This is a genomic window from Streptomyces sp. NPDC059850 (assembly GCF_042731515.1).
Classification (GTDB): domain Bacteria; phylum Actinomycetota; class Actinomycetes; order Streptomycetales; family Streptomycetaceae; genus Streptomyces.
In genome coordinates, this window is sequence record NZ_JBHWJI010000102.1 from 1 (window position 1) to 15,805 (window position 15,805).

The window sequence follows — 15,805 nt, forward strand, 5'->3', positions numbered from 1 at the left end:
CCGACCCGGACTCCCTGACCCGGCTCGTGGAGTACGTCCACACCAACACCGCGCGCTGACCCCCGGGCCGCGGCGGACCGGCTACCGGCCCGCCGCCTCCCGTACGGCGGCGGCCGCCTTGCGCGCCGCCACCTGCACCGGGTCCCACACCGGGGAGAACGGCGGGGCGTACCCCAGGTCCAGCGCCGCGACCTGCTCGACCGTCATCCCGGCGGTCACCGCGACCGCCGCGATGTCCACGCGCTTGCCCGCGCCCTCCCGGCCGACGATCTGCACGCCGAGCAGCCGCCCCGTGCGGCGCTCGGCGAGCATCTTCACCGTCATCGGGCGCGCCTCCGGGTAGTACCCGGCGCGGCTGGTCGACTCGGCGGTGACGGTGTGGAAGCGCAGCCCCACCTCCTCCGCCTGGGCCTCTAGCAGCCCGGTGCGGGCGATCTCCAGATCGCAGACCTTGCTGACCGCGGTGCCGACCACGCCGGGGAACGTGGCGTAGCCGCCCCCGATGTTGGTGCCGATGACCTGGCCCTGCTTGTTGGCGTGGGTGCCCAGCGGGATGTGCCGGGTGCGGCCGGACATCAGGTCCAGGACCTCGACGCAGTCGCCGCCCGCCCAGATGTTGGCGTGGCCGCGCACCCGCATGGCCAGGTCGGTGAGCAGCCCGCCCGACGCGCCCAGCGGCAGCCCCGCCTCCCGGGCGAGCCCGGTCTCGGGGGCCACCCCGAGGCCCAGGACGACCAGCTCGGCCGGGTATTCGCTGACCTTGGTGGCCACGCCGCGCACCCGGCCGTCCTCGCCGGTCAGCACCTCGGCGACCTCCGCCCCGGTCACGGTGTCGATGCCGAGCCCGGTCATCGCGTCGCGCACCAGCCGCCCCATGTCGGGGTCGAGCGTGGCCATCGGCTGCTCGCCGCGCTCCAGGACGGTGACGCGGCAGCCGCGGCGGGTCAGCGCCTCGGCCATCTCGACCCCGATGTATCCGGCGCCGACCACGACCGCCCTCTCGACCGTCCGGCCCTCCAAGGTCTCCAGCAGCGCCCGGCCGTCGTCCAGGGTCTGCACCCCGTGTACCCCGGGCGCGTCGATGCCGGGCATGGAGGGGCGGCGCGGCCGGGCGCCGGTGGCGATGACGAGGTCGTCGAAGCCGTGCCAGCGCTCGGCGCCGCCGGACGCGTCCAGCTCCCGGACCCGGACCCGCTGCCCGGCGAGGTCGATCTCGGTGACCTCGCTGCGCATACGGACGTCGATACCGCGCCCGCGGTGGGCCTCCGGGGTCCGGGCGATGAGGTCGTCGGGCCCGTTCACCAGGCCTCCGGCCCAGTACGGGATGCCGCAGGCCGAGTACGACGTGAAGTGGCCGCGCTCGAACGCGAGGATCTCCAGCTCGCCCCGCTTGCTGAGCCTGCGCGCCTGGGACGCCGCCGACATCCCCGCCGCGTCACCCCCGATGACCACCATCCGCCGTGCTGCCGCCATCGATTCCGCCCCTTCGCCGCCGTATGTCCCGCTCCGTCACGGGTCAGGCTACGAGCGGGCGGTGCGCTCGCGGACCAGGACGTACAGAACAGCACTCGTGAGCATCAGCGCGCCGTCGATGTAGACGGCGGCCGTCCAGCTGCCGTAGTGGTCGAAGAGGGTGCCGCTCAGGGCCGGGCTGATCACCGCGCCTATCTCCCCGACCAGGTTGAACAGGCCGAAGGCGGAGCCGCGCTCGGCGGCGTCGACCACATCGTTCAGCAGGGCGTGGGCCATCGGCTGGAGGGCGTTGAAGAACAGGCTGGTGACGAAGAGCAGGACGGACATCACCAGCAGGGACGGCTTCTCCTGGGTCTGGAGATAGACCGCGAAGACCAGCACCAGCAGCCCCTGGACCACGGTGAACGCGATCAGCAGCGGCCGCCGCCCCCACCCCCGGTCCTTCGCCAGGTCCGACAGCCGCCCGCCGACCGGGAACCCGAGGATGCCCGCGCCCGCGTTGAACGTCGCCACCAGCGCCGCGTTCTGGAAGGAGCTGTGCGCGGCGTCGGCGACGATCGACACCGACCAGAAGCTGAAGAACCACAGGTTCCACATGACCGCGATGAAGGCGAAGCTGAGCAGCAGCACATTGCGGTTGCGGGAGATGGAGCCGAGCCGCGACCCGCGCCGGGCGACGATCGCCCCGATCAGTACGAAGGCGAGCACGCACTCCAGGACGGCCACGCCCCAGCTCGGCAACCCCGCCCCGTCGGCGATCAGATAGACCGCCATGACGGCCGCGCACAGCACCGCCGAAATGCCCAGCAGCCGCAGGGTGGAGCCGGTGGCCTTGAGCGGGCCGTCGATGCGGCGCAGATAGACCGTGGTGATCCAGCCGAACGCGAGCGTGGCACCGCCCAGCACCAGGAACGGCATCCGCCAGGCGTCCTCGTCGCCGAACACCCCGGCGCCCCAGTCGATCAGATAGGGCGTGCTGATGGTCGCGACCGTCAGCCCGATCGACAGCCCGGTGATGGCGACGCCCATGCCGAGGCTGGTCTTCTCGGGCGGGGTGCGCTGGGCGATCAGCGCGCGGTCGTTGGAGTAGAAGACGCCCTCGCCAAGACCGGTCAGCACCCGCAGCACGACGAAGGCGATCAGCCCGCTCACCATCCCGCTGGCCAGCGTCGCCACCCCCGCCCACAGCAGCGAGACGGCGAGCATCGTGCGGTGCCCGAAGCGGTCCCCGAGGTAGCCGCCGGGGAACTGGGTGAGCATGTAGCCCGCGAAGAAGAGGCTGCCGATCAGCCCGCCCAGGGCATGCGGATGGCTGGCGGAGCCCAGCATGCCGTGGTCGTTCTCGATCAGCCAGGTGACCACCGGGCCGGTGATGGTGCGGTCGGCGTACGAGAAGAGCCAGCCGCCGAGCAGCATGGCCCACAGCGTGTGATACGGCTGCCAGCCGGTGTGTTGCCGGGCGGTCGGCTCCCGCGCGGCGGTGTCCTCGGTGGTCACTTCGGGAGCCCCCCTTGGGCGTTGGGTGTCCAGGCTCGGAGCGCGGTGTGCCCCACAGAATGCGGCGTCCCACAGAATGTGGTGTGCGGGCACCCCCGGCAAGGGGCAGCTCCAGGTCTTCCGTCAGCCGGAAGCCTCGGCAAGGGACTCTTGTCCCCAGGAGGCCGCGAGGGTACGGGAGATACCGTGGGCGGCGACCCGCACCGCCGGTATCAGCCCCGGCGCCCGGCCCTCCGCGGCCGGGACCACCACCGACAGCGAGGCCACCACCTCCCCGCGCGGCCCCCGCACCGGGGCGGCGACGGACAGCCCGTCCATGGTGATCTGCCGGTCGCTGACCGCGATCCCGGTGCGCCGCACCTCGGCGAGCGTGGCCCGCAGCCGCGCCGGGTCATGGATGGTCCGCTCGGTGAACCGGCGCATCGGCCGGGCGCACACCCGCTCGCCGAGCCCCGGCGGCCCGTACGCGAGCAGCACCAGGCCGACGCCTGTGGCGTGCAGCGGCCAGCGGCTGCCGACCCGGGTGCGCACATGGACGGCGGAGCGGCCGGAGATCAGCTCGACGTAGACCACTTCCAGGCCGTCGCGCACCGCCAGCTGCACGTTCTCATGGGTGGCCTCGTACAGGTCCTCCATGAACGGCAGCGCCGCCTCGCGCACCCCGACCCCGCGCGGCGACAGCGTCGCCACCTCCCACAGCCGCAGCCCGATGTGGTACGCCCCCGAGGTGTCGCGCTCCAGGGCGCCCCAGCGGGTGAGCGAGGCGACCAGCCGGTGCGCGGTGGCCAGCGGCAGCCCGGCGCGCCGGGCGAGGGCGGTGAGCGACAGCGACCGGTGCGAGGCGTCGAACGCGTCCAGCACGGCCAGCACCCGGCCCGCGACCGACCGCCCGGCGTCCGGGCGCGTGGCGTCCGGGCGCGTGGCATTCGGGCGCCCCGCGTCCGGGCGAACGCTGTCCGGGTGGTGGCCGAACGGGGGGCTCGCTTTGGCCGTCATGACAGCGGAAGGCCGACGTAGTTCTCGGCCAGCTCGGCGGAGGCGGTGCGGGAGGTGGTGATCCGGTCCAGCTGGGCGATCTGCAGCCGGTCCTCGAACGGGCTCTGGTCCGGGCGCCGGTGCAGGGTGTCCGTCATGAAGTACGAGAAGCGCTCGGCCTGCCAGACCCGGGCCAGGCAGGTCTCGGAATAGCCGTCCAGCAGCTCGGCCGAGCCCGTGGCGTGGTGATGGGCGAGGGCGCGGGCCAGGGTGACCACGTCGCCGACGGCGAGATTGAGCCCCTTGGCCCCGGTCGGCGGCACGATGTGCGCCGCGTCGCCCGCGAGGAAGAGACGGCCGTGGCGCATCGGCTCCTGCACGAAACTGCGCATCGGCGTCACGGACTTGGCGGTGATCGGGCCCCGCTCCAGCTTCCAGCCGCCGCCGTCGTCGAGCGCGAAGCGGGCGGCCAGCTCGTCCCAGATCCGCTCGTCGGACCAGTCGGCGGGCTCGGTGTCGTTCGGCACCTGGAGGTAGAGCCGGGAGACCTGTGGGGGGCGCATGCTGTGCAGCGCGAAGCCGCGCCGGTGGCGGGCGTAGATCAACTCCTCGCAGGACGGGGCCACATCGGCCAGCACCCCCAGCCAGGAGTACGGATAGGCGCGCTCGAAGGTACGGACCCGGTCGGCCGGGACCGCGCCCCGGGCGATGCCGTGGAAGCCGTCGCAGCCCGCCACGAAGTCGCAGCTCAATGTCTCTAGTCGGCCCTCGTGGCGGAAGCGGATGACCGGGGCCTCGGAATCCGGCTTCTCGATCGCCAGGGCCTCGGCCCCGAAGAGCAGCGGAGGACCCCCGGGGTCGGCGAGCTGGAGCCGGACCAGATCCTTGACGATCTCCGTCTGCGCGTAGACCGTCACCGACTTGCCGCCCGTGGCGGCGGGGAAGTCGACGCGGTGGCCACGGCCCTCGAAACGCAGCTCGATGCCCTCGTGCGGCAGCCCCTCGCGGTCCAGGCGCTCCGCCGCGCCGCACTCCCGCAGCACGTCCACGGTGCCCTGCTCCAGGATTCCGGCCCGCTGCCGCTGCTCGACATAGGCCCGGTCCCGGCTCTCCAGCACCACGCAGTCCACCCCCGCGCGGTGCAGCAGACGGGCGAGCAGCAGCCCGGCGGGCCCCGCGCCGATGATCCCGACCGTCGTGCGCATCGAAAGTCCCTTCGTCCGGATCCGGTGAAGCGAGGATCCCCACTTGTTCGCGGAGTGAAACTTCGTTCATAATCGAGCTTGTGATGAGTCTCGGTCCGGTGTCCCCACCTGTCAATGGCCCCGTCGGTCCTCTTGAGCGCGGCCTCGCCGTGCTCTGCGAGCTGACGCGGCTGGCCGCGCACCAGGGCGAGGCCTCGGTCCGGCCCGGTGACCTCGTGCGCGGCACCGGGCTCGCCCGCTCCGTCGTCGACCGCGTCGTGGGCACGCTCGAACAGCTCGGCTATGTGCGGCTCGACGGCCGCGAGGTCAGCCTCGCGGCCCGGCTCATGGAGCTGGGCAACGCGTATCTCGCCGCCAGCGGCCTCCCGGAGGCGCTCGGCCCGTTCGCCGAGCGGCTGGCCGACGGGCTGGACGAGTCGGTCTCGGTCGCCGTGCCGGACGGCGACGGGGCGCGCTTCGTCGTCCAGGCCACCCGCCGCCGCACCATGTCCCTCGCGTTCCGCATCGGCGATCTGCTGCCCGCCGAGCGCTGCGCCCCGGGCGCGCTCTTCGCCGCCGAGTGGGACGAGCGGGCCTGGGTGGCCTGGCGCGCCCGCCGCGCCGCCGACCCCCTCGATGCCGCCTTCCCCGCCGTTCCGCCGCGCCACCGGCCCGCCGTGGACACCGACACCGGCTTCGAGGCGCGCGTCCGGGAGGCCGTCCGGACCGGCTGGGCGGCCGACGACCAGCTGATCGAGCCCGGTCTGGTGGCGGTGTCCGTCCCGGTCCGGGACGCCTCGGGCCGTACGGTCTGCGCGGTGAACGTCGTCAGTCACACCAGCCGCCATGACGCGGCCTCGCTGCGGGCCGCCGTGTTGGGTCCGCTGTGTGCGGAAGTCCCGGCGATGGAGGCGGCGTTGGCGGCCCCGCCCGCGCGCGGGCGCCCGCCGGGGCGCGGGCCGGGTGCCTCCGGTGCGGGGGACGGTTCCGGGCCGTCCGGGCGGGCCGGTGCGGATCCGGCCGCCGTGCCCGCCGCCGAGGATCCCGCGCGGGTTGCCAAGCGGGAGCTGGGCGCCGGGTATCTCCAGTCGCTCGCGCGCGGCCTCACCGTGCTGCGGGCCCTCGGCGCCCCGGGTGAGGGGGAGCACGGGCGTACGCTCACCGCCGTCGCCGAGGCCACCGGGCTGCCCCGGGCCACCGCCCGCCGATCCCTCCTCACCCTCGTCGAGCTGGGATACGCCGAGTACGCGGCAGCCGACGGCCGGGCCTTCCGCCCGCTGCCACGGGTGCTGGAGCTGGGCTACGCACCGCTGGGCGACCTGTCGTTCACCGAGCTGGCCCAGCCCCATATGCGCGAACTCGTCCGCACCGTCCACGAGTCGGCGTCCCTGGCGGTCCTCGACGGTGACGACATCCGGTATGTGGCGCGCGTCCCCACCGTGCGGATCATGAGCGTCAACATCACCATCGGCACCCGCTTCCCCGCCTACGCGACCTCCATGGGCCGGGTCCTGCTCGCGGGGTTGCCTCCGGAGGAGCGCGCCGCGTATCTCGCCGGGCTCGACCCGAAGCCGCTGACCGGGCGCACCGTGACCGCCGTGCCCGAGCTGGCCCGCGTCCTGGAGCGGACCGGGAGGGACGGATACGCCTTGGTGGACGAGGAGTTGGAGCAGGGGCTGCGGTCCCTCGCGGTGCCCGTGCGGGGTGCGGACCGCCGGGTGGTGGCCGCGCTCAACATCGCCACCCACGCGGGCCGTGGCAGCGCGGAGGAAGCCGTCGAGGAGCTGCTTCCGGCGCTGCGGACCGCCGCCGCCAGCATCGAGGCCGACCTCACCACGGCCTCGGCCCACCACCCTCTGGGGGCGGGCTCACCCCCCGGGGGCGGGTGAGAGAGTGGGGGCATGAGCGCAGCGACCTCCCCGGCCCCGGGGCTTACCGGCCATGCCATCGTCATCGGCGGCGGGATCTCGGGCCTCGCGGCCGCCCACCGGCTGCAGAGCGGCGGGGCGCGGGTGACCGTGCTGGAGGCGTCGGGGCGGCTGGGCGGCAAGCTGTGCCCGGGCGAGATCGAGGGCGTGGCCGTGGACCTGGGCGCCGAGTCGATGCTCGCCCGGCGCCCGGAGGCGGTGGAGCTGGCACGCGCCGTCGGCCTCGGCGAGCGGCTGCAGCCGCCCGCCACCGCGACCGCCGCCCTGTGGACGCGCGGCGCCCTGCGGCCGATGCCCAAGGGCCATGTGATGGGCGTGCCCGGCGACCTGGCGCCGCTCGCCGCGTCCGGGGTGATCTCGGACGACGGGCTCGCCCGCATCGCCCGCGACGCGGAGCTGCCGCCCACCCCGGTCGGTGAGGACGTGGCGCTCGGCGAGTTCATCGCCGCGCGGCTCGGCCGCGAGGTCGTGGACCGGCTGGTCGAGCCGCTGCTCGGCGGGGTGTACGCGGGCGATGTGTACCGCACCTCGATGCGCGCCGCGGTGCCCACCCTCTTCGAACTGGCCCGCGCGAACCGCCCGCTGGCCGAGGGCGTCCGGGAGCTGACCGAGCGGGCCGCCCAGCGGCAGGGCGGGGCCGGTCCGGTGTTCATGGGCATCGACGGCGGTATCGGGCGGCTGCCGCTCGCGGTGGCCGACGCCGTACGGGCCGGGGGCGGCGAGATCCGCACCGATACGCCGGTGCGGGAGCTGCGCCGGGCCGACGACGGCTGGACGGTCGTCACCGACGACGGGGTGCTGCGGGCCGACGCGGTCGTGCTGGCGGCCCCCGCGCCCGCCGCCGCCCGCCTCCTGGCGGCCGACTCCCCGGCCGCCTCCGCCGAGCTGGCCACCGTCGACTACGCCTCCATGGCGCTGATCACCATGGCCTTCCGCCGCGCCGACGTGGCGTCGCTCGCCGAGGGCAGCGGCTTCCTGGTCCCGCCGGTCGACGGCCACACGATCAAGGCGGCGACGTTCTCCAGCCGCAAATGGGGCTGGCTCCGCGACTCCGCCCCCGATCTCTTCGTGCTGCGTACCTCGATCGGGCGGTTTGAGGACGATGAGCATCTGAAGCGCGACGACGCCGATCTGGTAGGGATGTCGCTCGCCGATCTCGGCGCGGCCACCGGCCTCGGCGCCCGGCCGGTGGCGACCCGGGTGACCCGCTGGGACGGCGGACTGCCCCAGTACCCGGTCGGCCATCTCGACCGGGTCGCCCGGATCCGCGCGGAGGTCGCCAAGCTGCCCGGCCTGCGGGTGTGCGGCGCGGTCTACGACGGCGTCGGCATCCCCGCGTGCATCGCGAGCGCTCGCACCGCCGCCGATGACTTGATCGGTTCGCTGACGGCGACCCTGGCGGCGGGCGCCGATGGCGGAGAGCGAGAATAGGGACCATGACTGCTGCTGCTCCCGAGACGCCAGAAACCCCCGAGACCGGTGCCGCCGAGACCATCCCGTCTCCCAAGGCCCCCCACGCCGGGAAGAAGGCGAAGGACCTCAACGAGGTCATCCGCTACACCCTGTGGTCGGTCTTCCGGCTGCGCGACGTGCTGCCGGAGGACCGCACCGGCTACGCCGACGAGGTCGAGCAGCTCTTCGCGCAGCTCGCCGCCAAGGACGTCACCGTGCGCGGCACGTACGACGTCTCCGGGCTGCGCGCGGACGCGGACGTCATGATCTGGTGGCACTCGGAGACCTCCGACGCCCTGCAGGAGGCGTACAACCTCTTCCGCCGCACCCGGCTCGGCCGCGCCCTGGAGCCGGTCTGGTCGAACATGGCGCTGCACCGCCCGGCGGAGTTCAACAAGTCGCACATCCCCGCGTTCCTCGCGGACGAGCGCGCGCGCGACTACGTCAGCGTCTACCCCTTCGTGCGGTCCTACGAGTGGTACCTGCTGCCCGAGGAGGAGCGCCGCACGATGCTCGCGGACCACGGCAAGATGGCCCGCGGCTTCCCTGATGTGCGCGCCAACACCGTCCCGTCCTTCACCCTCGGCGACTACGAGTGGATCCTGGCCTTCGAGGCGGACGAGCTGCACCGGATCGTCGACCTGATGCGCCATCTGCGCGGCTCCGAGGCGCGCCGCCATGTGCGCGAGGAGGTGCCGTTCTACACCGGGCGGCGCAAGCCGGTCTCCGAGCTGGTCGCCGGTCTGGCCTGAGGCGCTGGCCTGACCGTCACGGCATCCCCGGCGCTCCGGAGCCTCCCGGGGCGCCCGGGGCACCGGGCAGCGCGGGCTGCTTGCCGGACTCCGGCACCGGGGCCGGGACCGGCTGCGGTTTCGGGGCCGGGCGCGGCGCGCAGAAGGCTGTCCGCCCTGGCGTCTTCCCGGTCAGCAGATACGTGTCGACCTTGCGGTTGACGCAGGCGTTCGGGCCGCCCCACAGGCCGTGCGTACCGGCCTTCCGCTCGGTCACCAGGGAGGCGCTGGGGAGTCTGCGCCACAGCTCCCTGGCGCCCGCGTACGGCGTGGCCGCGTCCCGTTCGGCCGCCAGCAGCAGCACCGGCGGCAGCCCCGGCCTGGCGGTCACGTCCATGGGGGTGTCGTGCCCCAGCGGCCAGTAGGCGCAGGGCAGGTTCATCGCCACGTTGTCCCAGGTCTCGAAGGGCGCGCGGCGCGCGAGCGCGGTGTTCTCCCGGTGCCAGCTCGCCCAGCGGCGCGGCCAGGGCGCGTCGTTGCACTCCACGGCGGTGTAGACGGCGTTGCCGTTCTCGTCGGCCTTCGCGTCCCCGGATTCCGACGCGGCCAGCGCGATCAGCGGCCGGGGATTACCGCGCAGATAGGCGCCGAGGGCGCGGGCGCTGGGGTCCCAGTAGGCGTCGTTGTAACCGGCCCGTACGAACGCGTCCTGCAGCTCCCCGGTGCCCACCCGGCCGCCCGCCGGTTTCCGGGCCAGGCGGTGCGCCGCCTTCCGGTACGCGGCGAGCACCCGCGCCGGGGTCCTGCCGAGGTGGTAGACGGCGTGGTGCCGGGCGGTCCAGCGGCGCCAGTCCGCCCAGCGCCGCTCGAAGGCCAGGGACTGGTCGAGGTTGTTGCGGTACCAGATCTGCGAGGGGCCGGGGTTGACGACGCTGTCGAACACCATGCGGCGCACATGGCGGGGGAAGAGCGTCGCGTAGACGGCCCCGTAGTACGTGCCGTACGAGGCGCCCACGAAGGTCAGCCGCTTCTCGCCGAGCGCGGCGCGCAGGACGTCGAGGTCGCGGGCGTTGTTGAGCGTGGTGATGTACCGCAGCGCCTTCCCCGTACGGCGCACACAGCCCCGGGCGTACGCGCGCGCCCGCGCCACCATCGCCCGCAGATACGCGGCGGAGGGGTGCGGCGGGGAGCTGGTCGGCGTCTTGGCGAAGGCCGACGGCGGCTGGCAGGACACCGGCTTGGAGCGGCCGACTCCGCGCGGCGCGTAGCCGACGAAGTCGTAGACCCTGGCCGTCTTGCGGAAGGCGTCCTCGGCGGCGTACTCGGGGAACGTCATACCGGAGGCGCCCGGTCCGCCCGGGTTGTAGACCAGCGCGCCCTGCCGCCGCGCCTTGGGCCCGGAGGCGCGCACCCGGCTGACGGTGAGCCGGATGTGCTTGCCGCGCGGCCGCGCGTAGTCCAGCGGTACGGAGACGGTGCCGCAGCGGACGGCCGCCGACAGCTCCTCGGAGCCCGGGCAGCGGCCGAAGGTGACGCCCCGGTCGGCCGCCTTCCGGGCCGCCACCACCACTCCCCGGGCCTCGGCGGCGCCGCCCCGGGGCACGGCCAGCACGGGGGAGGCCAGCAGGGGGGAGGCGGGGGAGCGGAACGAGGCGGACCAGGCGGGCGGCGCCGCCGCGATCGCGGCCTGTGCGGGGGGCCCGGCGGCCGCCGTGAGGGGCTGCACGGGCGGCGCGGCGAGCGGTCTGCCGGTGGCGGGGGTGGCGAGCAGCGCGGTCATGGCCAGGGACAGGGACAGCGGTCCGAGGATGCCGTACAGCGCTGCTGCTCTCACAAGCCGTCCCTCCGCCCAACACGCGACAAAAGGGATACTTGGTGCGGTGATTGGCCATGTAAAGCACCGGGCCGAGGTGTCGGGGTCAATGACCCCAATGCGCCCTCAGCGCCGCGCGCAGCGCCGGATCGGGCAGCGCGACCGTGCCGTGGACCGCGAGCGCGGTGAGCAACTCGCCGTCGTCGTGCTCCTCGTCGGCGCCGCCCCCGGCGCGCTGGGCGACGGGCCGCCGGGGCGGTACGTCGATCCGGCCCAGCAGCTGCTGCCCGGCGGGGGAGGCCCAGCGCGAGTACGGATGCACCTCGACCCGCGCGATCACCAGGCAGCTCGCGGTGAGCAGCAGCGGAAGCGCGAACCACGCCACCGCCGCCCCCGGCCCCGAGGCGGGCGGCACCATCAGCAGCGCGACCACCCCCGCCAGCAGCACCACGACGCACGCCAGCCGCACCTGCCGCACCGCCGCCGCCACGTTCGCCCGCGCCCCCGCGGGCACCGCGAGCCCCGCCGCCACCAGCCGGTCGGCCAGCGCCCGCACCGGGTCGGCGGTGGCCAGGAGGTCGCGGACCGGCGGCACGGGGGACTGGCCGTGCGGGCCTATCGCGGCGATGACCGAGCGTTCGAGATCGTCCCGGCCGTCCGGGTCCACGACGGTGACCCAGCCGGTGTGGGCGAGCAGCAGACGGCGCTCCCGGGACATCGACACCAGGGCGAGATCGGCGACCCGCTTCGGCCCGCCCGCCAGGAACGCCGCCTCGTACAGGCTCAGGGTCCGCCCGCCCGGCTCCGGACCGGCGGCGGCGTCCATCGGCTGGGCGGCCGCGACGGCCGCGAGGCACAGGCGGGTGCAGCTGACCACCGCCGAGCCCCATGCGACGAGCAGGAACAGGACCCACAACATGGCCGAGTTGTACTGGACCCGACCGGTTCCGCGCCAGAGATTTCGCGAAATGCGCGATTCGGGTGGCGAGTGGCGACCGCTACGTCAGCCCGCGCTCACCCTCCGCTCAGGACGAGCCGGGCCCGGCGGGCGAAGCGGGCCAGCGGGTGGGCGGACAGCGGGGCGGGCCCGGACCGCTCCTGCCACCACAGGGTCAGCCCGCGCCGCGTCGCCGCGTCCGGGATGTCACCGGCCGCCAGCAGATGCTCGACGAACGCCATCGCGTCGCGGCGGTAGCCGCCGGTCATCGGGCGGCCGTCGGCGTACTCCACGAACGCCGGGCGATAGCCGTCGCCGAGGATCTCCGGCAGCTCCGGGGCGACCTTGGCGACCACCCCGGCCCGCTTGGCCGTCAGCGCCCGGCTCTGGACCCCCAGCCGCTGCCGGTCGAAGCCCTCCGGCGCCGGGGCGCCCGCGACCAGCGCCGACAGCAGCGCGGTCTGGGCACGCGCCAGCCGCTCCCGCGCGGCGCCGGTGTCCGGTACGTCCTTCGCCTTCGGGGCGGGCGCCGGTACGGAGACATCGGAGGCCGTCACCCCCGCCGCCGTCACCGCGCGGATCGCGTCCAGCTCGGCCGCCAGCTCCCCGGCCGCCGGGAAGTCCTCGTCCCGCTCCAGCAGCACCCCGGGCGGCGTCGTACGGGCGCACAGCTCGGCGAGCACGTCGAGCACCGGCTGCGTCACCGGGTGGGCGTGGCTGTCGTGCCACACCCCGTCCCGTTCGACGCCGCCCGCCACATGGACGTACGCGATGGCCGAGGTCGGCAGCTCGTCCAGCGCCGTGGCCGGGTCCTCGCCCCGGTTGACGTGGTTGGTGTGCAGGTTGGCGACGTCGATGAGCAGCCGCACGCCGGTCCGCTCGACCAGTTCGGCCAGGAACTGCCCCTCGGTCATCTCCTCGCCGGGCCAGTTGATCAGCGCCGCGATGTTCTCCAGCGCGAGCGGCACCGGCAGCGCCTCCTGAGCGATCGTCACGTTCTCGCACAGCACGTCCAGCGCGTCCCGGGTGCGCGGCACCGGCAGCAGATGCCCGGCCTCGATGGCGGGCGACCCGGCCAGAGGGCCTCCGGCCCGTACGAACGCGATGTGCTCGGTGACCAGGGGCGCGCCCAGCGCCTCCGCCGTCCCGGCGAGGGCCGCGAGCCGCTCGGGGTCCGGCCGCTCGGCGCCGCCGAGGCCGAGGGAGACGCCGTGCGGCACCACCGTCGTACCGCGCTCGCGCAGCTGCCGCAGGGCGTCGGGCACATGGCCGGGGCAGACGTTCTCGGCCACCACCTCGACCCAGTCGATGCCGGGCAGGCGCGCGATGTCCTCGGCGATTTCCGGTCGCCAGCCGATTCCGGTACCGAGGCGCGTCATGGCTCCCCCTTCTCGTGCGGTCCTGCTTCTGAGTAATGACCCCTGGGGGAGAGGGCGAATCCACGGCGCTCGCGGTTCAGAGGTTCATTTGAGCTTCGGGGTGTCACGCTACGCCCCTCCGCGCGCCGCCGAGCGCCCGGTACGTCACTCCCGACGCCCCTGGCAGGGCCGCGAGTTGCGGAATATCGGCACTGTTACAAAATTTTGGGGCCCGGTGGCGACAGATGTTCGGAAGGGAGAATAAGGTCGTGTGGTCCGGGGGGATGGAAGATCACACCTTTGTGTCCGCGCCCTCGCGCGGAGCGAGCGTGGGGGAACACACGTGCCTGGCAGCAGCAACAATGCCATGGGGAAGCACCGTCGTAACGCACACCGCAAGCCGCCGCCGTCGTCGACGGGGCGCGGGATGCAGCTGCGCCGTTGGGCGGCCCGCCAGATCCGCCTCGACTATCCCAGGGCGGGGAGACGGGGTGTGCGGCGCTGGCTGCCGTCGTGGCGTCAGATGGGGCTCCTCTTCGTGTTCTGTCTCGGGAGCCTCACCGGTGTCCTGAGCTATCTCTACATGCAGACCGAGATACCCAAGAACCTCAACGACTTCGCCACCCAGCAGGACAACGTCTACTACTGGGCCGACGGCTCCGAGATGGCCCGTACGGGTCCGGTGAACCGTCAGGAGGTGGCGTTGTCCAAGGTGCCGGAAAAGGTGCAGTGGGCGATCCTCGCCGCCGAGAACTCCAGTTTCTACTCGGACAGCGGCATCTCCCCGAGCGGTCTGATGCGCGCCGTGACCCGGATGGTGACGGGCGGTGAGACCCAGGGCGGCTCGACCATCACCCAGCAGTATGTGAAGAACGCCTATCTGAATCAGCGCCAGACGTTCTCCCGGAAGCTCACCGAGATGTTCATGGCCATCAAGCTGGACGACCGGATGTCCAAGCAGGAGATTCTCGAACGCTATCTGAACACCAGCTGGTTCGGGCGCGGCACCTACGGCATTCAGCGCGCCTCGTACGCGTACTACGGCAAGGATGTCTCCAAGCTCAACGCGAGCGAGGGCGCGATGCTCGCCTCGCTGCTGAAGGGCGCCGGAACCTTCGACCCGACGCTCAGCGCCAAGAATCACAAACGGGCGGTCGACCGCTGGAAATGGGTCCTGGACCGGATGGTCGACATCGGCAAGCTCTCCAAAGAGGAGCGGGCGAAGTACACCGAGTTCCCCGACCCCAAGTCCGCGCCCAAGCCCGCCGGGCTCACCGGCCAGGTCGGCTATCTGGTGGAGACGGCCAAGGCGTATGTGAGTTCCCATACCGTCATCTCCGACGCCGACTTCGACCTGGGCGGCTATCAGATTCACACCACTTTCAAGAAGTCGAAGGTCGACGCGCTCGCCGCCTCGGTGAAGAAGACCCGCGACGGCCTCGACCCCAAGAGCCGCCGGGAGGACCGCTACGTACGCATCGGCGCCGCCTCCGTGACGCCGGGCGGCCGCATCGAGGCGCTGTACGGCGGCCCCGGCTATCTGGAGCAGGGCTTCAACGACGCGAACGCCTCCGTCGTCCCGGCCGGTACCGCCTTCACGCCCTTCGTCTACGCGGCGGCGCTGCGCGAGGGCGTGCTCAAGGAGCGGAACAGCCCGCGGACGCCCGTCGCGCCGACGACGCTCTACGACGGCAACAACAAGGTCGCCGTGAAGACCCCCGAGGGCCCTTACTGGGACCGCGGCGGCCAGATCGTGCGGGGCGAGAACGACGGCGAGCAGTCGTACGGGCAGGTCAGCCTGCGTCAGGCGATCGTCCGGTCCATCAACACCCCGATGATTCAGCTCGGCATGGACGTCGGCCTCGACCGGGTCCGCCAGGCGTCCATCGACGCGGGGTTCCTGCCCAGCAGCTTCGGCGCGCGGGTGCCCATGTTCTCGCTCGGCACCGCGACGCCCAGCTCCATCCGGATGGCCAGCGCGTACGCCACGTTCACCGCCAAGGGCGCGCATGTGCCGCCGTTCTCGGTGAGCGGGCTGACCCGTAACGGCGAGAAGTTCGCCCTGCGCGAGGACCGCGCCAAGCGGGCGTTCAGCGCCGAGGTGGCGGCGCAGGTGGACGACGCGCTGCACGGCGCGGTCCAGGGCGGCACCGGGCAGGCTGCGGCCGTGGTGGGACCCGATACGGCGGGCAAGACGGGTACCGCGCAGGACGGCACCTCGTCCTGGTTCGTGGGCTACACCGACAAGGTGTCCACGGCCGTGTCGCTGTCCCGGGTGGACCCCAAGACCCAGGAATTGCTGCCGCTCAAGGGAATGGGCGGAGACGCCACCGGAAAGGCGAGCGACACCTATCCGCTGGACATCTGGACGCGCTATATGACGGGCGCCGGGAAGAAGTAGCGGGAGATATACGAAAGCCCGGCCGGGTGCGTCGGATCCGACACACCCGGCCGGGC

11 protein-coding genes are annotated in these 15,805 nt (G+C 73.4%); 4 read left to right on the forward strand and 7 right to left on the reverse strand.

The genetic code is table 11. From position 1 onward, the window contains the following. Positions 1-81: 81 nt before the first annotated feature. The 4 genes from ACFV9T_RS41255 to ACFV9T_RS41270 form a co-directional block, all read right to left on the reverse strand. Positions 82-1,473 (reverse strand): FAD-dependent oxidoreductase, encoded by a 1,392-nt coding sequence (locus ACFV9T_RS41255; RefSeq protein WP_385448668.1) that lies wholly within the window; start codon positions 1,471-1,473, stop codon positions 82-84. A 48-nt stretch (positions 1,474-1,521) separates the two neighbouring features. Then, entirely contained in the window at positions 1,522-2,970 is a 1,449-nt protein-coding gene (locus ACFV9T_RS41260) for an MFS transporter (RefSeq protein ID WP_385448671.1), read from the reverse strand. Positions 2,971-3,093: 123 nt separating this feature from the next. Beyond that, entirely contained in the window at positions 3,094-3,966 is an 873-nt protein-coding gene (locus tag ACFV9T_RS41265; protein ID WP_385448674.1) for an IclR family transcriptional regulator, read from the reverse strand. Then, positions 3,963-5,150: a 4-hydroxybenzoate 3-monooxygenase gene (locus tag ACFV9T_RS41270; protein WP_385448676.1), complete on the reverse strand. Its 1,188-nt coding sequence runs from the start codon at positions 5,148-5,150 to the stop codon at positions 3,963-3,965. The genes ACFV9T_RS41265 and ACFV9T_RS41270 overlap by 4 nt, the downstream gene beginning before the upstream one ends. A gap of 83 nt (positions 5,151-5,233) precedes the next feature. Between ACFV9T_RS41270 and ACFV9T_RS41275 the strand changes: the two genes are divergently transcribed. Genes ACFV9T_RS41275 through hemQ form a run of 3 tightly spaced genes read left to right on the forward strand, consistent with a single transcriptional unit; the run spans position 5,234 to position 9,261 of the window. After that, positions 5,234-7,018: an IclR family transcriptional regulator C-terminal domain-containing protein gene (locus ACFV9T_RS41275; RefSeq protein ID WP_385448679.1), complete on the forward strand. Its 1,785-nt coding sequence runs from the start codon at positions 5,234-5,236 to the stop codon at positions 7,016-7,018. Positions 7,019-7,030: 12 nt separating this feature from the next. Continuing rightward, the gene (hemG, locus tag ACFV9T_RS41280) at positions 7,031-8,488 is read left to right on the forward strand and encodes a protoporphyrinogen oxidase (RefSeq protein WP_385448682.1); all 1,458 of its coding nucleotides are present in this window, start codon (positions 7,031-7,033) and stop codon (positions 8,486-8,488) included. Positions 8,489-8,493: 5 nt separating this feature from the next. Next, the gene (gene hemQ, locus ACFV9T_RS41285) at positions 8,494-9,261 is read left to right on the forward strand and encodes a hydrogen peroxide-dependent heme synthase (RefSeq protein ID WP_385448685.1); all 768 of its coding nucleotides are present in this window, start codon (positions 8,494-8,496) and stop codon (positions 9,259-9,261) included. Between the two features lie 16 nt (positions 9,262-9,277). On the opposite strand, the gene ACFV9T_RS41290 is transcribed toward hemQ, so the two are convergent. The 3 genes from ACFV9T_RS41290 to ACFV9T_RS41300 all read right to left on the reverse strand — a co-directional run bounded on the left by ACFV9T_RS41290 (position 9,278) and on the right by ACFV9T_RS41300 (position 13,369). After that, positions 9,278-11,074 carry an alpha/beta hydrolase gene (locus ACFV9T_RS41290; RefSeq protein ID WP_385448688.1) on the reverse strand — a complete coding sequence of 599 codons (1,797 nt, stop codon included), beginning with the start codon at positions 11,072-11,074 and terminating at the stop codon, positions 9,278-9,280. Positions 11,075-11,159: 85 nt separating this feature from the next. Next, a complete protein-coding gene (locus ACFV9T_RS41295) occupies positions 11,160-11,972 on the reverse strand; it encodes a TIGR04222 domain-containing membrane protein (protein ID WP_385448691.1) in 813 nt (270 codons plus the stop codon). A gap of 95 nt (positions 11,973-12,067) precedes the next feature. Then, on the reverse strand, positions 12,068-13,369 hold the full coding sequence (locus ACFV9T_RS41300; protein WP_385448693.1) for a DUF692 domain-containing protein: 1,302 nt from the start codon (positions 13,367-13,369) through the stop codon (positions 12,068-12,070). Between the two features lie 346 nt (positions 13,370-13,715). On the opposite strand from ACFV9T_RS41300, the gene ACFV9T_RS41305 reads away from it, so the two are divergent. Continuing rightward, complete coding sequence (locus ACFV9T_RS41305) at positions 13,716-15,749, forward strand: transglycosylase domain-containing protein (RefSeq protein ID WP_385448696.1); 2,034 nt, start codon at positions 13,716-13,718, stop codon at positions 15,747-15,749. Positions 15,750-15,805 lie beyond the last annotated feature (56 nt).